We start from the raw sequence: 22,700 nt of genomic DNA on the forward strand, positions 1-22,700 counted from the left end.
GTCCCTCCGGGGCCGGCCCGTTCGGCGTCCGGGGGACTCCGCGGCCGGTCCGCCGTCGCGCGGTCGACGATCGTTCAATTGCGCGGTTGTGTCGCCCGCAGACCCCGAGGACCCGTCGCAATCGTTCAATTGCGCGGTTGTGTCGCCCGCAGACCCCGGAAACCCGTCGCAATCGTTCAATTGCGCTTTTGTGTCGCCCGAAGACGGACTTCCCCCGGAGCGGGCCGGGTCAGGCGGAGCGGACCGCCACGACGTCGGCGAACGCCTCGAGAGCGGCGCGGACGGGGCCCTCGGGGAGCACCGAGAGCAGCTCCTTGGCCTCGGTGGCGCGGGCGACGACGTACGCCCGGGCCTCGGCGAGGGCGGGGTGCCGGCGCATCAGGTCCAGCGCCTCGGCGTGCAGCGCGTCGTCGGTGAGGTCGGCGTCGAGCAGCTCGAGCAGGCGGGCGTCGGCCGGGTCGGTCGAGGCGCGCGCCATCAGCACCGGCAGCGTCGGGACCCCCTCCCGGAGGTCGGTGCCGGGCGTCTTGCCGGACTCGTCGGACTCCGAGGCGATGTCGAGGATGTCGTCGGAGAGCTGGAAGGCCGAGCCCACGATCTCGCCGTACGCCGTCAGCGCCTCCTCCACCTCGGGCGAGGCGCCGCCGAAGCGGGCGCCGTAGCGCGCGGAGGTGGCGATGAGCGAGCCGGTCTTGCCCGCGACCACGTCGAGGTAGTGCGCCAGCGGGTCCTCGCCCTCGCCGGGCGGGACGGTCTCGAGGATCTGGCCCTCGACGAGCCGGCTGAAGGTCTCGGCCTGGATCCGCACGGCGTCCGGCCCGAGCTGCGCGGTGAGCTCGGAGGACCGCGCGAAGAGGAAGTCGCCGGTCAGGATCGCGACGTGGTTGTCCCAGCGCGCGTTCGCGGAGTCCGCGCCGCGGCGCAGGGCGGCCTCGTCCATGACGTCGTCGTGGTACAGCGAACCGACGTGGGTGATCTCCACGACGCAGGCCGCGGTGAGCACCTCCTCGGCCAGCGGGTGCGGGCCGGCCTCGGCCGCGAGGAGGACCAGCAGCGGCCGGAACCGCTTGCCGCCGGCGTCGAGCAGGTGGCTCGCCGCCTCGGTGACGTACGGGTAGCGGCTCTGCACGTGCGCGTAGAGCGCCTTCTCGACCTCGACCATGCGTTCGCGCAGGCGCGCCTCGAGGGCGGGGTCGGTGACCGGCAGGGCCAGACCCGCGGACGAGGTGCCCGCGGCCGTTCGGGAGCTCACCTGATGAAGTCTCCCGCACGGGCCGCGAGATCGAGAACCGGGCCCGGCACGACGCCGATCACAACGGTCGCGAGGACTCCCACCGCGATGGTGGCGGAGGTCAGCAGCGAGGGCGTCGTCACCGACGCGACCTCGCCGGGCAGCCCGTCGGGCCCGGCCTCGGGCTCGGCGAAGAACATGATCCGGATGTAGCGGACGTAGAAGAAGATCGCGATGATGCTCGACGCGATCGCGGTCAGCACGACCGGCCAGGCACCGGCCGACATCGCGACCGTGAAGACGGCCCACTTGCCGACGAAGCCGGCCGTCAGCGGGATCCCGGCCATCGACAGCAGGTACAGCCCGAACGCCGCGGCCAGCCACGGCGAGCGCCGGCCGAGCCCGGCCCACCGGTCGAAGTGGGTGGCCTCGCCGTTGGAGTCGCGCACGAGGGTGACGACCGCGAACGCGCCGAGCGTCGCCACGCCGTACGTCGTCAGGTAGAACAGCACCGCCTGGAGCGAGGTGACCTGGCCCTCGGCCAGCTCGCCGGCGCCCTGCACGCCCAGGACACCGGTCAGCAGGAAGCCGGTGTGGGCGACCGAGGAGTAGGCGAGCATCCGCTTGACGTCGGTCTGGGAGACCGCGACGACCGCGCCGACGACCATGGTGAGGATGGCGACGGCCCACATCATCGGCTGCCAGCTCCACCGGTCGGAGCCGAAGGCGACGTAGAACAGCCGCAGGATCGCGCCGAACGCCGCGACCTTGGTGGCGGCCGACATGAACGCCGTGACCGCGGTCGGGGCGCCCTGGTAGACGTCGGGGGTCCAGCCCTGGAACGGCGCCGCGCCGACCTTGAACAGCAGGCCGACCGCGAGCATGCCCATGCCGACCAGGAGCAGGCCCTGGTTCTCGGTGTCGTTGCGGACGGCCTCGGCGATCGCCGCGAGCTGCATCGAGCCGGCGAAGCCGTAGACCAGCGCGACGCCGTAGAGGAAGAACCCGGAGGAGAAGGCGCCGAGCAGGAAGTACTTGAGCGCGGCCTCCTGGCTCAGCAGGCGGCGCCGGCGGGCCAGGCCGCACAGCAGGTAGAGCGGCAGCGAGAGGACCTCGAGCGCGACGAACATCGTCAGCAGGTCGTTGGAGGCGGGGAAGAGCATCATGCCGCCGACCGCGAAGAGCAGCAGCGGGTAGACCTCGGTGTGCTCCCAGCCGCGGGTGGAGACCTCGCGCTCCGCCTCGGTGCCCGGCAGCGCTGCGGCCTGGCCGGCGAACGCGGAGACGCCGCCCTCCAGCCGGCGCTCGGCGAACAGCGCGACGCCGCCGAGGGACAGCAGCAGGACCAGGCCCCACAGGAAGACGGTCGGGCCGTCGACGACGATCGTGCCCTCCGCGGCGAGCAGCCCGCGGGCGGCGCCGTCGGCGACCTCGGCGAGGTCGGTCGCGACCCAGATCGTGGTGGCGAACGCCGCGACCAGCACGACGGCGGCCAGCGCCACCTGCACCAGGCGGCGCCGCTCGCGCGGCACGAACGCCTCGACGACCACGCCGAGGCAGGCCCCGCCGAGGACGATGAGGAGGGGGGCGAGCTCGGCGTACTCGATGGTGGGCTTGACGAAGTCCATCTCAGTGAGCTCCCTCTCCAGCGTGCTCCACCGTCGTCCCCTCCGGGACGGCAGGGGCGTCGTCCTCGACGCCGACGTGGGACATCAGGTCCTCGACGTAGGGGTTGGCCACGTCGAACAACGGCATCGGGTAGAACCCGAGGAACACCAGCCCCGCGACCAGGGGCGCCAGGACCGCCACCTCGTGGGGACGCAGGTCGCGCGGGCCGACGGCGGTGGAGCTCCCCGCGGTGGTGCCGGTGGTGGGGCGGGTCGCGGTCGCGGTCGCGGTGCCGCCGGTCGGCGCGTCGGTGCCGTGCCCGGCGGGCTCGCGACGAGCCGGGTCGTCGGCGTGCTCGCCCGCGCCGCCGGCGGCGCCTGCGGCGAGCGGGCCGGGGCCGGTCATCACGCGCTGGTACATCCACAGCACGTAGATCGCGGCCAGCACGATGCCGGTGACGGCCACCGCGCCCACCCACCAGTGGTAGTCGAACGCGGCGATGATGACCAGCAGCTCGGAGACGAAGGGGCTCAGGCCGGGGAGGCTGAGCGTCGCCAGCCCGGCGACCAGGAACAGCCCGGCCAGGACCGGCGTCAGCTTCTCCATGCCGCCCATCCGGCTGATCGAGGACGTGCCCCGACGCTCGATCACGTGGCCGGCGGTGAGGAACAGCAGGGCCGTCCCGAGGCCGTGGTTGACCATGTAGAGGATCGCGCCGCTCTGGCCCTGGCTGCTGAAGACGAAGATGCCGAGGGTGATGAAGCCGAAGTGGCTCAGCGAGGTGAGGCCGACCAGCCGCAGCAGGTCGTCCTGGCCGATCGCCAGCAGCGCGCCGTACACGATCGAGATCAGCGCGAGGGTGACCACGAGCGGCGTCGCCCAGCGCGACGCCTCGGGGAACAGCTCGAGGCAGAAGCGCAGCATCCCGTAGGTGCCGATCTTGTCCAGCACGCACACCAGCAGCACGCTGGTCCCGGGCGTCGCCTTCTCGGTGGTGTCGGCGAGCCAGGTGTGCAGCGGGAACAGCGGCGCCTTGACGATGAAGGCGATGAGGAAACCGGCGAGCAGCCAGCGCTCCGCGGACGTCGAGAGGTCGAGCTCGGCGAGGTCGGCGTGGAGGTACGACGGCTCGCCGGCCTGGGCGGAGACGACGTAGAGCCCGATCACCGAGCCGAGCAGCACCAGGCCGCCGCCGAGCTGGAACATCAGGAACTTCACGGCCGCGGCGCCGCGGCCGGCCTTGCCGAAGCCGCCGATGAGGAAGTACGCCGGGATCAGCGTGGCCTCGAAGACGACGTAGAAGAGGAAGACGTCGGTGGCGAGGAAGACCGCGAGCGAGAGCGCCTCGAGCGCCAGCGCCCAGGCGAAGAACGAGCGGGTCGACCCGCTCGCGCCGCGGCCCTCGTCGGCGTGGGTCCATGAGTAGGCCAGCACGATCGGCACGAGCACGACGGTCAGCAGGACCATGAGCAGCGAGAGCCCGTCGACGCCCAGGGCGTAGTGGACGCCGAAGGCGGCGATCCAGTCGTGGGTCTCGGTCAGCTGCATGCCGCCGCCGAGCTCGTACTGCAGCGCGACCGCGACGCCGACCCCGAGGGTCAGCACCGAGACCAGCAGCGCGACCAGCTTGGCCAGCTCGGCGCGGGGCAGCGCGGCGACGACGACCGCGCCGACGAGGGGCACGGCCACCAGGACGGTGAGCCAGGGGACATCGCTCATGCGAGGTTCACCGCCAGGAGTGCGAGGACGACGAGGAGCACGCCGCCGAGGACGGACAGGGCGTAGGAGCGGACGAAGCCGTTCTGGAGCCGGCGCAGGACGTTGCCGACCGCCTTGACCCCGCTCGACCCGCCGGTGAAGAGACCGTCGACCAGCGTCCGGTCGCCGGCGGTGATGCCGCGGACGGTCGCGGCGCCGGGGCGCACGACGAGCACGTCGTTGATCGCGTCGCCGTAGACGTCCGCCCGGGCCGCGCGCGTCGCGAAGGAGACGTCCTGCGGCGGGGTGAGCGGCACCTCCCGGCGGCCGACCAGGAACCAGGCGGCCGCGACGCCGACGGCGACGACCGCGACGGTGAGCAGCGTGATCACGATGATCGGCAGCGGCGGCTCGTGGTGCGGCGCCTCGCCGACCACGGGGGCCAGCCACTCGACGATCCAGTCGCCCAGCAGCAGCACGCCGCCGAGCACCGAGAGCGCCGCGAGCACGATGAGCGGCACGGTCATCACGGCGGGCGACTCGTGCGGGTGCACGTCGTCCTTCCACCGCTTGCTGGTCAGGAAGGTCAGCAGCATGAGGCGGGTCATGTAGAAGCCGGTGATGCCGGCGCCGAGCAGGGCGAGGACGCCGACGACCCAGTTCTCGGCCAGCGCGGTCTCGATGATCTTGTCCTTGGACCAGAAGCCCGAGAAGCCGGGGAACCCGATGATCGCGAGGTAGCCCATCGCGAAGGTCAGGAAGGTCACCGGCATCGCGTGCCGCAGCGCGCCGTAGCGCCGCATGTCGACGTCGTCGTTCATGCCGTGCATGACCGAGCCGGCGCCGAGGAACATGTTGGCCTTGAAGAAGCCGTGCGTGATCAGGTGGAAGATCGCGAAGGCGTAGCCCGCGACGCCGAGGCCGGCGCCGAGCATCATGTAGCCGATCTGGCTCATCGTGGAGCCGGCGAGCGCCTTCTTGATGTCGTCCTTGGCGCAGCCGATGACCGCGCCCCACAGCAGCGTGACGGTGGCGACCACGACGACGACGGTCTGCGCGTGCGGCGCGAGCTCGAAGATGAAGTTCGAGCGGACGACGAGGTAGACGCCGGCGGTGACCATGGTCGCGGCGTGGATGAGCGCGGAGACCGGGGTCGGGCCCTCCATCGCGTCCAGCAGCCAGGCCTGCAGCGGCACCTGGGCGGACTTGCCGCAGGCCGCGAGCAGGAGCAGCAGGCCGACGGCGGTGAGCGTGTCCTCCTCGGCGGCACCGGAGACCTCGCTGATCGCGGAGAAGCTCGTGGTCCCGAACGTGGTGAACAGCAGCGCGATGGCCAGCGCCATGCCGATGTCGCCGACGCGGTTGATGACGAAGGCCTTCTTCGCCGCGGCGGCCGCGGAGTGCTTGTGCTGCCAGAACCCGATGAGCAGGTACGACGCCAGGCCGACGCCCTCCCAGCCGAGGAACAGGCCGACGTAGTTCTCGGCCAGCACCAGCATGAGCATCGCGGCGACGAAGAGGTTGAGGTAGGCGAAGAACCGGCGCCGGCGAGGGTCGTGCTCCATGTAGCCGATGGAGTAGACGTGGATCAGCGACCCGACGCCGGTGATCAGCAGCAGGAACAGCGCCGACAGCGGGTCGTAGAGCAGGTCCAGCCCGACCTCGAGGTCACCGACGGCGATCCAGTCCCACAGGTGCTGGGTGACCGACCGCTCGGCCTCCTCGCGGCCCCTCAGCTCGACGAAGAGCAGCACGCTGACCACGAAGGAGCCGACCGACGCGAGCGTCCCGAGCCAGTGGCCCCAGCGGTCGGTGGCGCGGCCGCCGAGCAGCAGCACGGCGGCGCCGATCAGGGGCAGGCCGATGACCAGCCAGAGCAGCGAGAAGGTGCCGTCGGCGGCGCTCGGGTCGATCACCGGCACCTGGTGGGCGGCCTCGGACAGTGAGTACATCCGCTCTCTTCCTCAGTACTTCAGCAGGCTGGCGTCGTCGACCGAGGCCGAGCGGCGGGTGCGGAAGATGGTCATGATGATCGCGAGGCCGACCACGACCTCGGCCGCGGCGACGACCATCACGAAGAAGGCCGCGATCTGGCCGTCGAGGTTGCCGTGCTGCTTGGCGAACGCGACGAGCGCGAGGTTGCAGGCGTTCAGCATCAGCTCCACGCACATGAAGACCACGATCGCGTTGCGGCGGGTCAGGACCCCCACGCAGCCGATGCTGAAGAGGATCGCGGACAGCACGACGTACGGCGTCACGTCGGTCATCGCGGGGCCTCCGATCCGGGGTCGCCGTCGGTCGCCGGGCCACCGGCCGCGGCGCTGGGGTTCTCGGTGTTGTGGCCGGAGCCGGACGCGGTGTCACCGGGCGAGCCGGAGCCACCGGGGAGGCCGCCCAGCGCGCGCTGGACGTCCTCGATGTCGTCGGCGAGGTCCGGCGCGGACCGGATCCGGCCGCGGGCGGCCAGGGTCCGGGAGACCGACGACTCCGCGGGGGTGCCGTCGGGCAGCAGCGCCGGGGTGTCGACCGCGTTGTGGCGGGCGTAGACGCCGGGGGCCGGCAGCGGGCCGAGGTGCTCGCCGCGCTCGGCGAAGTCCCGCACCCGCTGCGCAGCCCGGGAGGCCTGCGTGGGGCGCGGGCCGGTCCGCTCGCGGTGGGCCAGCACCATCGCGCCGACCGCTGCGGTGATGAGCAGGGCGCTGGTGGTCTCGAAGACGAAGACGTAGCGGGAGAAGAGCAGGTTGGCGAGCGCCTCGATGTTGCCGCCCTCGTTGGCGGCGTCGAGCCCGACGACCGTGCCGAGCGTGATCTGCCCGACCGAGGCCACCAGGATCACCGCCAGCCCGAGACCGAGCAGCACGGCGAGCGGGCGCTGCCCGCGGATCGTCTCGACCACCGAGTCCGAGGCGTCGACGCCCACGATCATCATCACGAAGAGGAACAGCATGAGGATCGCGCCGGTGTAGACGATGATCTGCACCGCGAAGAGGAACGGTGCGTCGAGCACGGCGTACAGCACGGCCAGGCTGATCATCACCACCGCGAGGAGCAGGGCGGCGTGGACCGCCTTGCGCACGACGAGGATGCCGAGCGCCGCGAGCACCATCACCGGGGCGAGGATCCAGAAGGCGGTCACCGGCCGGCCTCCCGAAGCGTGTCGTCCTCGTCGACGGGCGCGGCCGGGGCGGTGCCGGTCGAGGGCGCGGCGAACGTGCCGCGGTAGTAGTCGCCCTCGTCCGAGCCCAGCTGCATCGCGTGCGGCGGCTGCTCCATGCCCGGCAGCAGCGGGGCGAGGAGGTCGGACTTCTCGTAGATGAGGTCGGCCCGGTTGTCGTCGGCCAGCTCGTACTCGTTGGTCATCGTCAGCGCCCGCGTCGGGCACGCCTCGATGCACAGCCCGCACAGGATGCAGCGCAGGTAGTTGATCTGGTAGACGCGGCCGTAGCGCTCACCGGGGCTGTAGCGCCCCGACCCGTCGGGCAGGTCGACGTTCGAGGCGCCCTCGACGTAGATCGCGTCCGCCGGGCAGGCCCACGCGCACAGCTCGCAGCCCACGCACTTCTCCAGGCCGTCGGGCCAGCGGTTGAGCTGGTGCCGCCCGTGGAAGCGTGGTGCCGTCGGCTTCTTCTCGAAGGGGTACTGCTCGGTGACGACCTTCTTGAACATGGTGCGGAAGGTGACGCCGAAACCCGCGATCGGGTCCCAGAACTGTTCCTTGACGGTGGCCATCAGCTCTCTCCTGCCGTCGACCGGGCGGTGGACGGGTGGTCGAAGGTGAGCGGCGCCGCGGCGCCGCGCACGGGGCCGCCGGCGGGCATCGCCGGCACCGGGAAGCCGCCGGGGCCGCGGGTGCCGGGCTCCTCGGCCCGGGGCGTCGCCGCCTCCTCGTCGGAGTCGCCGGACTCGCCGACGAAGAACAGCGCGAGGAAGACCACCGCGAGGACGCCGATCCCGATGAGCAGGTAGCGGCGGTCGATGCCGCCCTCAAGCGAGACCGCGCGGATGGTCGCGACGGCGATGATCCACACCAGCGCGACGGGGATGAGCCGCTTCCAGCCGAACGCCATGAACTGGTCGTAGCGCAGCCGGGGCAGCGACCCGCGCAGCCAGATGAAGAAGAAGATGAAGAACAGGACCTTGCCGAAGAACCACAGCACCGGCCAGTAGCCCTCGTTGAACCCGGCGTACAGCTCGTCGATCCAGAACGGCGCGTGCCAGCCGCCGAGGAACAGCGTCGTGGCCAGGGCCGAGACGGTCGCCATGTTGATGTACTCGGCGAGGAAGAACAGGGCGAACTTCAGCGAGGAGTACTCGGTGTGGAAGCCGCCCACCAGCTCGCCCTCGGCCTCGGGGAGGTCGAAGGGCGCCCGGTTGGTCTCCCCGACCATCGCGATGACGTAGATGACGAACGACGGCACGAGGATCAGGCCGAACCACAGGTCGTCCTGGGCCTCGACGATCTCCGAGGTCGACATGGACCCCGCGTAGAGGAACACCGCGACCAGGGCCAGGCCCATCGCGACCTCGTAGGAGATCATCTGCGCGCTCGAGCGCAGGCCGCCGAGCAGGGAGTACGTCGACCCGCTGGACCAGCCGCCGAGCACGATGCCGTAGATGCCGATCGAGGCGATCGCCATCACGAACAGCACCGCGACCGGCATGTCGGTCAGCTGCAGCGGGGTGCGCTCGCCGAAGAAGTCGACCTCCGGCCCGAACGGGATCACCGAGAAGGTCACGAACGCCGGCACCACCGCGATGACCGGCGCCAGGAGGAAGACCACCCGGTCGGCGGCCTTGGGGATGATGTCCTCCTTCAGCGCCAGCTTCACGCCGTCGGCCAGCGACTGCAGCAGGCCGAAGGGGCCGTTGACGTTGGGGCCGATGCGGTGCTGCATGCGCGCCACGACCCGGCGCTCCCACCAGATGTTGAACAGGGTGAGCAGCACCAGCACCACGAAGATCAGCAGCGTCTTGATGCCGATGATCCACCAGGGGTCACCGCCGAACGCCGAGAGGTCCGGCCCGTCGGCCGCGAGGGTCCTCATGCGCCTGCTCCCTTCACGCTCACGCGCGACCCGGGCGAGGCCAGGCCGGCCAGCACCCCGTCGCCGAAGGAGTTCGCCGGGACCCAGACCACGCCGTCGACCAGGTCGTCGGTGATCTCGGCCGGCAGCGTCACCGAGCCCCGGTCGCCGGTGACGGTCACCGTCGGGCCCGTGACGTCGTACGTCGCCGCGCTCACGCGCGCGACCGGCATCCGGGCCGTGGCCCGCAGCGCCGCGTCGCCGTCCTGCATCGACCCGAGGTCGAGCATCTGCTTCCAGGTCGCGAGGGCCATGCCCTCCGCGCCCAGGGAGGACGGCCGCAACGGGTCGGCGGCCGGGCGTGGCCGCTCGCCGTCCCACCCGCCGAGCTCCTCCATCCGGGCGCGCACGTCGGCGACGGTGCGGAACCCGAGCGGGCGGCCGCGCCCCAGCACGGCGAGCTCCTCGGCGATCCCGGCGAGCACCCGCAGGTCCGGGAGCGAGCCGGGGTTGGTGAAGACCGCCTCGAAGGGCCGCGGCCGGCCCTCCCAGGTGATGAAGGTGCCGGCCTTGTCGCTGACCGGGGCGACCGGGAACACGACGTCCGCCTCGCGGGTCACGTCGGTCTCGCGCACCTCGAGCGCCACCACGAAGCGGGCGGCGCGCAGGGCCGCGCGGGTCGCGGCGGGGTCGGCGGTGTCGTCGGGGTCCACGCCGCCGACGACGACGCCGCCGAGCTCGCCGGAGACCAGGGCGGCCACGATCTGGTCGGCGTCGCGGCCGGGCGCCTCCGGCAGCGACCGCACGCCCCAGGTGGTGGCGGCGTCGACCCGGGCCGCGGCGTCGGCGACCGGGCGACCGCCCGGCAGCAGCGTCGGCAGGCAGCCGGCCTCGACCGCGCCGCGGTCGCCGGCCCGGCGGGGCACCCACGCGAGGCGGGCGCCGGTACGCCGCGCCAGCGCGGCCGCGGCGGTCAGAGCACCGGGCGAGGTCGCGAGCCGCTCCCCCACCAGGACCACCGTGTCCGCGCCGATGCCGTGCTCGGCCCGGTCGGCGAGCGACTCGATCACCTCGGCCTCGGCGCCGGGGACCGCGGGGACGAGCGTGCCGTTCATCTTGCGCAGGCCGCGGCTGCTGAAGGGCGCGACCGCGAGCACGCGGGTGCCGCGCCCGGACGCCTTGCGCAGGCGCAGGAAGATCGCGCCGGCCTCGTCCTCCGGCTCGAGCCCGACGAGGACGACGGTCCGCGCGGCCTCGAGGTCGGCGTACGTCACCGCGCCGTCCCACGGCCCGGTCAGCACGACCTCGGAGGCGAGGAAGTCGGCCTCCTCCGCCGAGAGCGGCCGGGCGCGGAAGTCGACGTCGTTGGTGCCGAGGGCGACCCGGGCGAACATGCTGTAGGCGTAGGCGTCCTCGGCGGTGAGCCGGCCGCCGGGCAGCACGCCGACGGCGCCCGCCTCGGCGAGCCCGCGGGCGGCGACGGCGAACGCCTCGGTCCACGACGCCGGCCGCAGCGACCCGTCGGTGTCGCGGACCTGCGGGTAGGTCAGCCGGTCGGCCTGCTGGGCGTAGTGGAACGCGAAGCGGTCCTTGTCGGTGATCCACTCCTCGTTGACCTCGGGGTCGTTGCCGGCGAGCCGGCGCATGACCTTGCCGCGGCGGTGGTCGACGCGGATGGCGGAGCCGCAGGCGTCGTGCTCGGCGACGGCCGGGGTGGAGACGAGGTCGAAGGGGCGCGAGCGGAAGCGGTACTCGGCGCTGGTGAGCGCACCGACCGGGCAGATCTGGATGGTGTTGCCCGAGAAGTAGCTCTCGAACGGCTCCTTCTCGTAGATACCGACCTGCTGCAGCGCCCCGCGCTCGACCAGCGCGATGAACGGGTCGCCGGCGATCTGCTCGGAGAAGCGGGTGCACCGGGCGCACAACACGCAGCGCTCGCGGTCGAGCAGGACCTGCGCCGAGATGTTGATCGGCTTGGGGTAGGTGCGCTTGACGCCGCCGGACGCGGCGAAGCGGGACTCCCCGCGTCCGTTGGACAGCGCCTGGTTCTGCAGCGGGCACTCGCCGCCCTTGTCGCAGACCGGGCAGTCGAGCGGGTGGTTGATGAGCAGGAACTCCATGACGCCCTGCTGCGCCTTGTCGGCGACCTCGCTGGTGGCCTGGGTGCTGACCACCATGCCCTCGGCGACCGGCAGCGTGCACGAGGCCTGCGGCTTGGGGAAGCCGCGCCCGTTGCCGGCGTCCGGGACGTCGACCAGGCACTGGCGGCACGCGCCGACCGGCGCGAGCAGCGGGTGGTCGCAGAAGCGCGGGATCTGGATACCGACCTGCTCGGCGGCGCGGATGACCAGCGTGTCCTTCGGGACGCTGACCTGCACGCCGTCGATGGTCAGGGAGACCAGGTCGGTCCGGTCCACGTCCTGACCGGTGCGGTCCTGCTGCAGCGTCATGCGTTCGCTCCCACGGTGCGGTCGGCCCAGGCGGTCGCGGCGGCCGGGTCGAACGGGCAGCCGCCGTGCGTGAGGTGGGCGAGGTACTCCTCGCGGAAGTGCTGGATGGAGCTGGAGATCGGGCTGGTGGCGCCGTCGCCCAGCGCGCAGAAGGAGCGGCCCAGGATGTTGTCGCACTGGTCGAGCAGCAGGTCGAGGTCGGCCTCGGTGCCCTGCCCCTTCTCCAGCCGGGCCAGGGTCTGCACCAGCCACCAGGTCCCCTCGCGGCACGGGGTGCACTTGCCGCAGGACTCGTGCTTGTAGAACTCCGTCCACCGCAGCACGGCACGGACCACGCACACGGTCTCGTCGAAGATCTGCAGCGCGCGGGTGCCGAGCATCGACCCGGCCGCGCCGACGCCCTCGAAGTCCAGCGGCACGTCGAGGTGCTCGGCGGTCAGCAGCGGGGTGCTGGAGCCGCCCGGGGTCCAGAACTTCAGCTCGTGACGCTGGCCGTCGGACTTCTGGCGGATGCCGCCGGCGAGGTCGATGAGCTCGCGCAGCGTGATCCCCAGCGGCGCCTCGTACTGCCCGGGCCGCTGCACGTGGCCGGAGAGGGAGAAGATGCCGAAGCCCTTGGACTTCTCGGTGCCCATCCCCGCGAACCACTCCGGGCCGTGGGCGATGATGCTCGGCACCGAGGAGATCGACTCGACGTTGTTGATGACCGTCGGGCTGGCGTAGAGGCCGGCCACCGCCGGGAACGGCGGGCGCAGCCGGGGCTGGCCGCGGCGGCCCTCGAGGCCCTCGAGCAGCGCGGTCTCCTCGCCGCAGATGTACGCACCGGCGCCGGCGTGCACCACGACGTCGAGGTCGTAGCCCGACCCGTGGATGTCCCGGCCGAGGTGCCCGGCGGCGTACGCCTCGGCGACCGCGGCCTGGACGCGACGGATGACGTGGAGCACCTCGCCGCGGATGTAGATGAAGGCCGTGTGCGCGCGGATGGCGAAGCTGCTGAGGATGACGCCCTCGACCAGCGTGTGCGGGCTGGCCATCATCAGCGGGATGTCCTTGCAGGTGCCCGGCTCGGACTCGTCGGCGTTGACCACGAGGTACTTCGGGTTCGGGTTGTCCTGCGGGATGAAGGACCACTTCATCCCGGTCGGGAACCCGGCGCCGCCGCGGCCGCGCAGGCCGGAGTCCTTGACCGCCGCGATGACAGCGTCCGGGCCCATCGCGAAGGCCTTGTCCAGCGCGGCGTACCCGCCGCGGCGGACGTGGGCGTCGAGGGTCCAGGACCGCTCGTCGGCCCAGCCGGCGGTGAGGACGGGGGTGAGGGTGTCGGTCACTTCGCGTCTCCCTTCTCGGCGGCCGTCTCGGTCGTCGGGCTCTCCTTCTCGACCACGGCGGCCTCGGCCTCCTTGGTCCCGGCGTCCGCCGTGGCGGCGGCCTCCCGGCGGGGCTCCTCGGCGACGGCGTGCTGCGGCTCGCCGCCCGCCTCGCCCGACGCGTCGGCCGGCGGCGCGGACCAGCCGCGCTCGGTGGCCAGGCCCAGCCCGGCCAGCGAGGCGGGGCCGGCGCTCGGGCCCTCGTCGACGCGGCCGTCGGGGAACCCGGCGAGCACGCGCGAGGCCTCGCGCCAGGTGCAGATCCGGGGCCCGCGCGTGGAGCGGACCTCCACGCCGGCCCGGAGGTCGTCGACGAGCTGGACGGCCGACTCGGGCGTCTGGTTGTCGACGAACTCCCAGTTGACCATCATCACCGGCGCGTAGTCGCAGGCCGCGTTGCACTCGAGGTGCTCGAGGGTGACCGAGCCGTCGGCGGTCGTCTCGTCGTTGCCGACGTCGAGGTGGTCCTTGAGCCGGGCGAAGATCTCGTCGCCGCCCATGACCGCGCACAGCGTGTTGGTGCAGACGCCGACGTGGTAGTCGCCCACCGGCTTGCGCTTGTACATCGTGTAGAAGGTCGCGACGCCGCTGACGTCGGCGGCGGTGATGCCGAGGACGTCCGCGCAGGCCTCGATGCCCTCGGGGGTGATCCGGCCCTGGACCGACTGCACGAGGTGCAGCATCGGGAGCAGGCCCGACCGCGGCTGGGGGTAGCGCGCGGCGATGGCGCGCAGCTCCTCCAGCGTGGTCTCGGTCAGCGCAGCGGTGGCGCTCATCGGTCGACACCTCCCATGACGGGGTCGATGGAGGCGATCGCGACGATGACGTCGGCGACCATGCCGCCCTCGCTCATCACGCTCGTCGCCTGCAGGTTCGTGAACGACGGGTCGCGGAAGTGCACGCGGTACGGGCGGGTGCCGCCGTCGGAGACGACGTGGGCGCCGAGCTCGCCGCGCGGCCCCTCGACCGGCACGTAGGCCTGGCCGGCCGGCACGCGGAAGCCCTCGGTCACCAGCTTGAAGTGGTGGATCAGCGCCTCCATCGACTCGCCCATGATGTGGCGGATGTGGTCGAGGCTGTTGCCCATGCCGTCGCTGCCGATGGCCAGCTGGCTGGGCCAGGCGATCTTCTTGTCGGCAACCATGACCGGCGCGCCCTCGAGGCCGGCGAGCCGCTCGGCGGCCTGCTCGACGATCTTCAGCGACTCCCACATCTCCGCGAGCCGGATCCGGAAGCGGCCGTAGGAGTCGGCGGTGTCCCAGGTCTGGACGTCGAAGTCGTAGGTCTCGTAGCCGCAGTACGGCTGGGTCTTGCGCAGGTCCCAGGGGTAGCCGGTGCTGCGCAGCACCGGGCCGGTGAGGCCGAGCGCGACGCAGCCCTCGAGGTCGAGGTGGCCGACGTCGACGAGCCGGGCCTTGAAGATCGGGTTGGCGTTGCAGAGCGCCTCGTACTCCGGCAGCCGCTTGCGCATGAGGGCGATGAACGCGCGGATCTCGTCCAGCGCGCCCGGCGGGAGGTCCTGGGCGACGCCGCCGGGGCGGATGAACGCATGGTTCATCCGCAGGCCGGTGATCAGCTCGAAGAGGTCCAGCACCAGCTCGCGCTCGCGGAAGCCGATCGTCATCACCGTCAGCGCGCCGATCTCCATGCCGCCGGTAGCGATCGCCACCAGGTGGGAGGAGATCCGGTTGAGCTCCATGAGGAGCACCCGCATGACGTTGGCCTTCTCCGGCACCTGGTCCTCGATGTCGAGGAGCCGCTCGATGCCCAGGCAGTACGTCGCCTCGTTGAAGAACGGCGAGAGGTAGTCCATCCGGGTGCAGAACGTGACGCCCTGGACCCAGGAGCGGAACTCCATGTTCTTCTCGATGCCGGTGTGGAGGTAGCCGATGCCGCAGCGGGCCTCGGTGACCGTCTCCCCCTCGAGCTCGAGGATCAGCCGCAGCACGCCGTGGGTCGAGGGGTGCTGCGGACCCATGTTGACGACGACCCGCTCGCTGTCGTCCTCGGCGAGGCCCTCGGCGATCTGGTCCCAGTCCTGGCCGGAGACGGTGAAGACCCGGCCCTCGGTGGTCTCGGTCGAGCTCGCGTAGATGTCGTGGTCAGTGGTCATGGCGGATCACTCCGAGGCGTTGGGGTGACATCAGCTGTAGCTCCGGCGCTGGTCGGGCGGCGGGACGCTGCCGCCCTTGTACTCCACGGGGATGCCGCCGAGCGGGTAGTCCTTGCGCTGGGGGTGGCCCGGCCAGTCGTCGGGCATGAGGATCCGGGTCAGGGACGGGTGGCCGTCGAAGACCACGCCGAACATGTCGTAGGTCTCCCGCTCGTGCCAGTCGGCCGTGGGGTACGTCGCCACGACCGACGGCAGGTGCGGGTCGGCGTCGGGCACCGCGACCTCGAGCCGGACCCGGCGGTTCCACGTCATCGACAGCAGGTGGTGGACCACGTGCAGCTCGCGGCCCGCGTCGTCGGGGTGGTGGACCCCGCTGACGCCGCTGAGCAGCTCGAACCGCAGGGACGGGTCGTCCCGCAGCGCCCGGGCGACCGCCGGCAGCCCGTCGCGGCGGACGTGGAAGGTGAGCTCGCCGCGGTGGACCACGACGCCCTCGACCGCGTCCGGCGCGCCGGCCGTCGCGAGTGCGGCGTCCAGCGCGGCCGCGACCTCCTCGTGCCAGCCCTCGAGGGGCCGGCGCGCGAGCCCGGGGTACACCACGGGCTGCACCAGACCGCCGTACCCGCTCGTGTCGCCGGTGCCGCGCGTGCCGAACATCCCGCGCCGCACGCCGACGGCGCGGACCTCGGGGTCGAGCGAGGCCGGGGCGTTCTCCGGCGACTCCTCCAGCGCGCGCTGGTCGGGGCTCTTGTCCTCGGTCACCGCAGCAGACCCCGCATCTCGGAGGTGGGCAGCGCGCGGAGCGCGGCGTTCTCCCGCTCCTCGACCTCGCGGGCGCGGTTCGGCCCGAGCTTGGTCTGCTGCACCTGGTCGTGCAGCTTGAGGATGGCGTCGATGAGCATCTCGGGCCGCGGCGGGCACCCGGGGAGGTACATGTCCACCGGCACCACGTGGTCGACGCCCTGGACGATCGCGTAGTTGTTGAACATGCCGCCGCTGGAGGCGCACACGCCCATCGCGAGCACCCACTTGGGCTCGGGCATCTGGTCGTAGATCTGGCGCAGGACCGGCGCCATCTTCTGGCTGACCCGGCCGGCGACGATCATCAGGTCGGCCTGGCGCGGGCTGGCGCGGAAGACCTCCATGCCGAAGCGGGCGAGGTCGTACTTCGGGCCGCCGCTGGTCATCATCTCGATGGCGCAGCAGGCCAGGCCGAAGGTGGCCGGCCAGAACGACGCCTTGCGCATGTAGCCGGCGACGCCCTCGACGGTCGTCAGCAGGACGCCGCTGGGGAGCTTCTCCTCGATACCCATCAGGTGGTTCCTCCGCTCAGTCCCACTCGAGCCCGCCCCTGCGCCACACGTAGGCGTAGGCGACGAACACGGTGGCGATGAAGACGACCATCTCGACGAGCCCGAAGAGCGCCATCGCATCGAAGTGCACGGCCCACGGGTAGAGGAAGATGATCTCGATGTCGAAGACGATGAAGAGCATCGCGGTGATGTAGTACTTCACCGGGAAGCGGCCGCCACCGACCGGTTGCGGGGTGGGCTCGATGCCGCACTCGTAGCTGTCGAGCCGGGCCCGGTTGTACCGCTTGGGTCCCACCAGGGCGCTCATCGCGACCGAGCCGGCCGCGAAGAGGGTGGCCAGCACGACGAGGGCCAGCACCGGTGTGTAGAGCTCCACGGGCACTCCTGTCGAACGTCGGTCGGGCGTCGCGTCCGCACCTCATGTGACCTTGTGAACAGAATCACTAAGTGGTGCGGAACACATAGTGCCACTGGTCCCGGGATGGCGCACGCCTGGGGTGGGAACCGGTCAAACCGTGTCTGACCTGGGCATTTAACGCATGCCGATGTTGCCTATATGGATCCGCGGGCTGACCTGCGGGAACGCGGCGTTGCACCGGTGCTGTGGTGCACGCCACGGGGTTCGGCCGTCCCGTCGACGGCCCGGCCGAGCGGAGGAGCGCGGCTACTTGGTGGCGCGGTGCAGGGCGACGATGCCGGCGGAGAGGTCGCGCCACTCCGGGCGCTGCCAGCCGGCCTCGGCGACGAGGTCGGCCAGCCCCCGCTGGTCGGGCCAGGCGCGGATGGACTCGGCGAGGTAGACGTAGGCGTCCGGGGAGGAGGAGACGGCGCGGGCGATCGTCGGCAGCGCCTTCATGAGGTACTCGAGGTAGACGGTGCGGAACGCCGCGTGGGTGGGGTGGCTGAACTCGCAGACCACGAGCCGTCCGCCCGGCTTGGTCACCCGGCGCATCTCGCGCAGGCCGGCGAGCGGGTCGACGATGTTGCGCAGCCCGAAGGAGATGGTGACCGCGTCGAAGGTGTCGTCGGCGAACGGCAGCCGGGTGCCGTCACCCGCGGTGAACGGCAGGTCCGGGCGGGCCTGCTTGCCGACGCGGAGCATGCCGAGGGAGAAGTCGCACGGGACGACGGTCGCGCCGCGGTCGGCGAAGGGCTGGCTGGAGGTGCCGGTGCCGGCGGCGAGGTCGAGGACCAGGTCGCCCCAGCCCGCGTCGACCGCCTCGATGACGTCCTGGCGCCAGCGACGGTCCTGCCCGAGGGAGAGGACGTCGTTGGTCAGGTCGTAGCGGCGCGCGACCGCGTCGAACATCCGACGGACGTCGGTCGGCTGCTTGTCGAGCTCTGCACGGGCCACGGCCGCACCCTACGGGGACGCCGCGAGCGCGCCGCAGCCGCGCCGCGGTCGTGGCTCAGGCGACCGCGTCCCACGCGGCGTCGACCAGCGCGACCAGGTCCTCGGCCGGCAGGCCCGCGGCGGTGGCCTGGACGGTCAGCTCGTCCTCGCTGCGCTGGCAGGCGACGTACGACGGAGCGTCGCCCTGGGGCGCGCCGGCCGTCGGGTCGGCGGCCGGACGCTGGACGATGCAGATCGCGTCGCCCTCGCGCACCAGCTCCTGGGTGGCCGCGCCGGACGCGGCCGCGTCCTCCCCCGAGATCGTCTCGGGGGCGAAGGCGCCGCCGGGCGCGCGGAAGGCCTGCACGAAGACGGCCGTGGACAGGTCCTCGCTGGCGTAGGTCCGCGTCTCCGCGGCGTGGTCGTAGACGTCGGCGAGCACGTCGTCGCCGTGCTCGCGCGAGGAGGCCTGGCGGCCCGAGAGCGTCTCGGCCTGGTCGGCGTCGTACTGCCCCGCGAACGCCTCGTCGAGGTCGGCCGCGGTGTAGCCGCCCGGCAGCGTGTCCGGCAGGCCCAGCGGTTCCTCGGCGCCGGCACCGTCGGTGGTCCGCGGGAGCAGGACCGCGAAGACCACCAGCAGGGCGAGCACCACCACGCCGGCCAGCAGACCGGTCCAGCGGGTCGTGGACGGGGACGGGGTGCTGCTCACGGGGGACTCCTCGATCGGGACTGCAGGACGCGGCGCAGGGCCTCGCGGACCGTAACCGGCCGACCTGAGGCACGACTGAGCGGGTCCGGGGGCGTGGGTACGCTCGGGGGGTGACCACCCGTACGGCTCCGGACGAGCAGGTGTCCGCCGGCCGGCTGGTCGCGCGGACCGTGGCGCTCGAGCCCGGCTCCCCCCTCTGGCCCGGCGGCTCGCTGCTCGACGTGCTGCCGACCGACGCGCCGGTCACCTGGCTGCGCCGCGGCGAGGGGCTCGTCGGCTGGGGCGTCGCCGCCCAGCTGCGGACGAGCGGGCCGACCCGCTTCGCCGACGCCGCCAAGTGGTGGACCGAGACCGTCGCCCGCGCCGACGTGGTCGACGAGGTCCACGAGCCCGGCACCGGGCTGGTGTCCTTCGGGACCTTCGCCTTCGCCGACGAGCCGGGCGACTCCGTGCTCGTCGTGCCGTCGGTCGTCGTGGGCCGCCGCGGCGACCGGGCGTGGGTCACCACCGTCTCGCCGGCCGACGAGCCGGTCCCGGACGCCGACGTCCGCATCCGCGACGTACCCCCTCCGCCGGTGGGGCTGACCTTCGCCGACGGCGCCCTCGACGGGGAGCGCTGGATGAGCGTGGTCGCCGACGCGGTCGCCCGGATTTCCGCCGGCGAGCTGGAGAAGGTGGTGCTGGCCCGCGACCTCCTCGCCACCGCCGCCGAGCCGCTGGACGTCCGCTGGCCGCTGCGCAGGCTCGCCGCCGGCTACCCGATGTGCTGGACCTTCCACGTCGACGGGATGTTCGGCGCCACTCCCGAGCTGCTCGTGCGCCGCGAGCGCGGCCTGGTCACCTCGCGCGTGCTGGCCGGCACGATCCGGCGCACCGGCGACGACGAGCGCGACCTCGCGCTGGCCGCGACGCTGGCGCGCTCGTCGAAGGACCTCGAGGAGCACGAGTACGCCGTCCGCTCGGTCGCCGACGCGCTCGAGCCGCACTGCTCGTCGATGAACGTCCCCGAGGCGCCGTTCGTGCTGCACCTGCCGAACGTCATGCACCTCGCGACCGACGTGAACGGCGTGGTGCACGACGCCGCGACCGTCTCCTCGCTGCAGCTGGCCGAGGCGCTCCACCCCTCGGCGGCCGTCGGTGGCACGCCGACCCCCGAGGCCACCGAGCTGATCAGCCGGATCGAGGGCATGGACCGCGGCCGGTACGCCGGGCCGGTCGGCTGGATGGACGCCTCGGGCGACGGCGAGTGGGGCATCGCGCTGCGCTCGGGGTTCCACGAGGGCGCCACCGTCCGGCTCTTCGCCGGCTGCGGCGTGGTCGCCGACTCCGACCCGGAGTCGGAGCTGGCGGAGTCGCAGGCGAAGTTCGTCCCCGTGCGCGACGCGCTCGCCGACTGACGAACCGGCGAACCGGCGAACCGACGACCCGACGAGCGGGCCGGGGCTCAGAGCTCCTGGCCGTCGGCCAGCCGGGTGTAGGTCTGGCCGTTCGGCTCGAGGAATCGCTGCAGGTGCCCGTCGACGATGCCGAGACCGGCCTCGGAGTAGACCCGGTCGTGGATGGCGAGGTTGCGGGGAGCACCGACCTCGCGGGCGAAGTCGATCGCCTCGGCGGCGCGCAGCCACGGCGCGGAGACCGGGACGAGCAGGACGTCGACGTCCTCGCCGGGCCCGGTGAGGGCGTCCCCCGGATGGAAGACCCGCGTGCCGCCGACGTCGAGCAGGTAGCCGGAGTTCGTGATCCGCGGCAGCTCGGGGTGGATGACGGCGTGCAGCTCGCCGACCGCCCGGACCGCGATCGGGCCGACGGTGAAGTCCTGCCCCGGCGCGACGACCTGCAGCCGCTCGGCGACGTCCGGCGCGTCCTCGCGCACGTGCGCGGCGACGCCCTCGATGGTGTGGACCGGGGCGTCGGCGCGCCGCAGGGTCTCGGCGAGGTAGTGGTCGGGGTGCTCGTGGGTGACCAGGACGGCGTCCACGCCGTCGACCGCCCCGGGGTCGGTGAAGACGCCGGGGTCGAGCACCACGGTCGTGCCGTCGTGCTCGATCCGGACGCAGGCGTGACCGAGCTTGGTGATCCGCATGCCACCCACCGTAGGGCGCGGGCGCGGGGGACGGCGATCGTGGTCGCCGGTCCCGCCCTCCCTACGATGAGCAGGTGAGCTCCCGCGACTGCTTCGACGGCGTGACCATCCGGCCCGCGGCGCTCGACGACGCCGACGCGCTCGGCCGGCTGCACGTCGACTCCTGGGACGAGTCCTACGCCCACCTGGTGCCCGACGCCGTCCGCGCGGGCCGCGAGGAGCACCTCGCCGAGCGCATCGAGGTGTGGCGGGAGATGGTCGCCCTGCATGACCGGACGCTGGTCGCCGAGGCGCCCGAGGGCCTGGTCGGCTTCGCCGGTGCGGGCGAGCCCGACGAGCTCGGTCTGCCGCTGCTCGCGCTCTACGTGCGGGCGCACTGGTGGGGCACCGGGCTCGGGCACCTGCTGTTCGTGGCCACGATCGACGACGCCCCGTCGTACCTGTGGGTCCTGGAGCCGAACAAGCGCGCGATCCGGTTCTACGAGAACCACGGCTACCACCCCGACGGCGCCTTCCAGCACGCCGAGGAGGGCCTGCACATCCGGATGGTCCGCCCGTGACCACCGCTCCCCCGGCCGGCGCGCGCCGCTTCGACCTGGGCGACCCGACGTTCGACGTCACCTCGCCGGAGGTGCACGCGGCCCGGGAGGAGCAGTGGTACGTCGAGACGACGTGGGGCTGGGCCGTGCTGCGGTACGACGAGGCGTCGGCGCTGCTGCGCGACCGGCGGTTCCGCCAGGGCAACGCCCGCTGGCCGGAGCAGAACGGCATCCACGCCGGCCTCTTCCACGGCTGGTGGCGCGAGACGCTGCTGAGCCTGGAGGGCGAGGACCACGCGCGGATCCGCCGGCTGATGCTGCCGGCGTTCCGCAAGCGCTCGATCGAGGCGATGGTGCCGGGCTTCACCGAGCTCGCCGAGGAGCTGGTCGACGCCTTCGCCCCTCGCGGCAGCGTCGAGCTGATCGGTGAGTTCGCCGAGCCGTACGCCGCCCGGATCATCTGCCGGCTGCTCGGCCTCGACGAGGCGCACTGGTCGCAGGTCGCCCACTGGGCCGACGACCTCGGCGCGTCGTTCTCCATCGACGTGGGCAACCAGGTGCCGCGCATCGAGGCGGCGATCGAGGGGCTGACCGGCTACCTCGACGAGGTGGTCGCCGACCGCACGGCCGCGCCGCGCGAGGACCTGGTGACCGCGCTGGTGCGGGCGAGCCAGGAGGGCGCGGAGCGCCTCAGCCGCCGCGAGCTGGACGTCGCGCTGGTCTTCCTCGCCTTCGCCGGCATGGAGACCACCCGCAACCAGATCGGGCTCGCGGTCCGCACGCTGCTCGAGCACCCGGACCAGTGGCGCCTGCTCGCCGAGCGTCCCGAGCTCGGCCGCAACGCCGTCGAGGAGGTCATGCGGGTCAACCCCACGGTCACCTGGGTCACCCGCGAGGCCGTCGAGGACGTCGACCTGCACGGCCTGCGGATCCCCGCCGGCGGGATCGTCCAGGTCCTCTCGCACAGCGCCGGCACCGACCCCCGGGCGGTGCCCGGGCCGGCCTTCGACATCACCGCGGAGCGGCCGCCGCACCACGGCTTCGGCGCCGGCATCCACCACTGCCTCGGGCACTACGTCGCCCGCACGGACATGGCCGTCGCCCTGCCCCTGCTCGCCCGCCGGATGCCCGACGCCGTCCCCGACGGGCCGGGCCGCTGGCTGCCGGTCTCCGGCAACACCGGCGCACTGTCGTTCCCGGTGCGGTTCACGCCCGGGCACTGACCCGGGTGC

At 72.6% G+C, this 22,700-nt stretch carries 21 protein-coding genes; 3 read left to right on the forward strand and 18 right to left on the reverse strand.

The genetic code is table 11. The features are described from left to right. Positions 1 to 229: 229 nt before the first annotated feature. From QWY28_RS02070 to QWY28_RS02150, 17 genes are all read right to left on the reverse strand, one after another. On the reverse strand, positions 230 to 1,252 hold the full coding sequence (locus QWY28_RS02070; protein WP_300950636.1) for a polyprenyl synthetase family protein: 1,023 nt from the start codon (positions 1,250 to 1,252) through the stop codon (positions 230 to 232). After that, positions 1,249 to 2,859 carry an NADH-quinone oxidoreductase subunit NuoN gene (nuoN, locus tag QWY28_RS02075; RefSeq protein WP_300950637.1) on the reverse strand — a complete coding sequence of 537 codons (1,611 nt, stop codon included), beginning with the start codon at positions 2,857 to 2,859 and terminating at the stop codon, positions 1,249 to 1,251. Before nuoN ends, QWY28_RS02070 begins: the two co-directional genes overlap by 4 nt. Before the next feature lies 1 nt (position 2,860). Beyond that, a complete protein-coding gene (locus QWY28_RS02080) occupies positions 2,861 to 4,558 on the reverse strand; it encodes an NADH-quinone oxidoreductase subunit M (protein ID WP_300950638.1) in 1,698 nt (565 codons plus the stop codon). Continuing rightward, positions 4,555 to 6,489 (reverse strand): NADH-quinone oxidoreductase subunit L, encoded by a 1,935-nt coding sequence (gene nuoL / locus QWY28_RS02085; RefSeq protein ID WP_300950639.1) that lies wholly within the window; start codon positions 6,487 to 6,489, stop codon positions 4,555 to 4,557. The genes QWY28_RS02080 and nuoL overlap by 4 nt, the downstream gene beginning before the upstream one ends. Positions 6,490 to 6,501: 12 nt before the next feature. Then, on the reverse strand, positions 6,502 to 6,804 hold the full coding sequence (nuoK, locus tag QWY28_RS02090) for an NADH-quinone oxidoreductase subunit NuoK (protein ID WP_300950640.1): 303 nt from the start codon (positions 6,802 to 6,804) through the stop codon (positions 6,502 to 6,504). Then, positions 6,801 to 7,673, reverse strand: coding sequence for an NADH-quinone oxidoreductase subunit J (locus QWY28_RS02095; RefSeq protein WP_300950641.1), 873 nt, complete (start codon positions 7,671 to 7,673; stop codon positions 6,801 to 6,803). The genes nuoK and QWY28_RS02095 overlap by 4 nt, the downstream gene beginning before the upstream one ends. Continuing rightward, positions 7,670 to 8,266 carry an NADH-quinone oxidoreductase subunit NuoI gene (nuoI, locus tag QWY28_RS02100; RefSeq protein WP_300950642.1) on the reverse strand — a complete coding sequence of 199 codons (597 nt, stop codon included), beginning with the start codon at positions 8,264 to 8,266 and terminating at the stop codon, positions 7,670 to 7,672. Before nuoI ends, QWY28_RS02095 begins: the two co-directional genes overlap by 4 nt. Beyond that, positions 8,266 to 9,582: an NADH-quinone oxidoreductase subunit NuoH gene (nuoH, locus tag QWY28_RS02105; RefSeq protein ID WP_300950643.1), complete on the reverse strand. Its 1,317-nt coding sequence runs from the start codon at positions 9,580 to 9,582 to the stop codon at positions 8,266 to 8,268. The genes nuoI and nuoH overlap by 1 nt, the downstream gene beginning before the upstream one ends. Continuing rightward, positions 9,579 to 12,011: an NADH-quinone oxidoreductase subunit G gene (locus QWY28_RS02110; RefSeq protein WP_300950644.1), complete on the reverse strand. Its 2,433-nt coding sequence runs from the start codon at positions 12,009 to 12,011 to the stop codon at positions 9,579 to 9,581. Before QWY28_RS02110 ends, nuoH begins: the two co-directional genes overlap by 4 nt. Then, a complete protein-coding gene (nuoF, locus tag QWY28_RS02115; RefSeq protein WP_300950645.1) occupies positions 12,008 to 13,339 on the reverse strand; it encodes an NADH-quinone oxidoreductase subunit NuoF in 1,332 nt (443 codons plus the stop codon). Before nuoF ends, QWY28_RS02110 begins: the two co-directional genes overlap by 4 nt. After that, positions 13,336 to 14,154: an NADH-quinone oxidoreductase subunit NuoE gene (nuoE, locus tag QWY28_RS02120; protein WP_300950646.1), complete on the reverse strand. Its 819-nt coding sequence runs from the start codon at positions 14,152 to 14,154 to the stop codon at positions 13,336 to 13,338. Before nuoE ends, nuoF begins: the two co-directional genes overlap by 4 nt. Next, positions 14,151 to 15,491, reverse strand: coding sequence for an NADH-quinone oxidoreductase subunit D (locus QWY28_RS02125; RefSeq protein ID WP_300950647.1), 1,341 nt, complete (start codon positions 15,489 to 15,491; stop codon positions 14,151 to 14,153). Before QWY28_RS02125 ends, nuoE begins: the two co-directional genes overlap by 4 nt. Positions 15,492 to 15,521: 30 nt before the next feature. Continuing rightward, positions 15,522 to 16,253 (reverse strand): NADH-quinone oxidoreductase subunit C, encoded by a 732-nt coding sequence (locus QWY28_RS02130; protein WP_300950648.1) that lies wholly within the window; start codon positions 16,251 to 16,253, stop codon positions 15,522 to 15,524. Beyond that, positions 16,250 to 16,804 carry a NuoB/complex I 20 kDa subunit family protein gene (locus QWY28_RS02135; protein WP_300950649.1) on the reverse strand — a complete coding sequence of 185 codons (555 nt, stop codon included), beginning with the start codon at positions 16,802 to 16,804 and terminating at the stop codon, positions 16,250 to 16,252. Before QWY28_RS02135 ends, QWY28_RS02130 begins: the two co-directional genes overlap by 4 nt. 16 nt (positions 16,805 to 16,820) lie before the next feature. Then, positions 16,821 to 17,180, reverse strand: a complete 360-nt coding sequence (locus QWY28_RS02140) for an NADH-quinone oxidoreductase subunit A (protein WP_300950650.1) — start codon at positions 17,178 to 17,180, stop codon at positions 16,821 to 16,823. A gap of 288 nt (positions 17,181 to 17,468) precedes the next feature. Further along, the gene (locus QWY28_RS02145; protein ID WP_300950651.1) at positions 17,469 to 18,158 is read right to left on the reverse strand and encodes a demethylmenaquinone methyltransferase; all 690 of its coding nucleotides are present in this window, start codon (positions 18,156 to 18,158) and stop codon (positions 17,469 to 17,471) included. 55 nt (positions 18,159 to 18,213) lie between these two features. Continuing rightward, a complete protein-coding gene (locus tag QWY28_RS02150; RefSeq protein ID WP_300950652.1) occupies positions 18,214 to 18,846 on the reverse strand; it encodes a hypothetical protein in 633 nt (210 codons plus the stop codon). Between the two features lie 110 nt (positions 18,847 to 18,956). Here QWY28_RS02150 and QWY28_RS02155 point away from each other — a divergent pair, with 110 nt between their 5' ends. Continuing rightward, positions 18,957 to 20,243, forward strand: a complete 1,287-nt coding sequence (locus tag QWY28_RS02155) for an isochorismate synthase (RefSeq protein WP_439117216.1) — start codon at positions 18,957 to 18,959, stop codon at positions 20,241 to 20,243. Positions 20,244 to 20,290: 47 nt separating this feature from the next. Here QWY28_RS02155 and QWY28_RS02160 read toward each other — a convergent pair whose 3' ends face one another. Further along, positions 20,291 to 20,929 (reverse strand): MBL fold metallo-hydrolase, encoded by a 639-nt coding sequence (locus QWY28_RS02160; RefSeq protein WP_300950653.1) that lies wholly within the window; start codon positions 20,927 to 20,929, stop codon positions 20,291 to 20,293. 74 nt (positions 20,930 to 21,003) lie between these two features. Between QWY28_RS02160 and QWY28_RS02165 the strand changes: the two genes are divergently transcribed. Next, the gene (locus QWY28_RS02165) at positions 21,004 to 21,489 is read left to right on the forward strand and encodes a GNAT family N-acetyltransferase (protein ID WP_300950654.1); all 486 of its coding nucleotides are present in this window, start codon (positions 21,004 to 21,006) and stop codon (positions 21,487 to 21,489) included. Next, the gene (locus QWY28_RS02170; RefSeq protein WP_300950655.1) at positions 21,486 to 22,691 is read left to right on the forward strand and encodes a cytochrome P450; all 1,206 of its coding nucleotides are present in this window, start codon (positions 21,486 to 21,488) and stop codon (positions 22,689 to 22,691) included. Before QWY28_RS02165 ends, QWY28_RS02170 begins: the two co-directional genes overlap by 4 nt. The last annotated feature ends 9 nt before the right edge of the window (positions 22,692 to 22,700 follow it).

This window comes from Nocardioides oceani, assembly GCF_030412965.1.
Lineage (GTDB): Bacteria > Actinomycetota > Actinomycetes > Propionibacteriales > Nocardioidaceae > Nocardioides > Nocardioides oceani.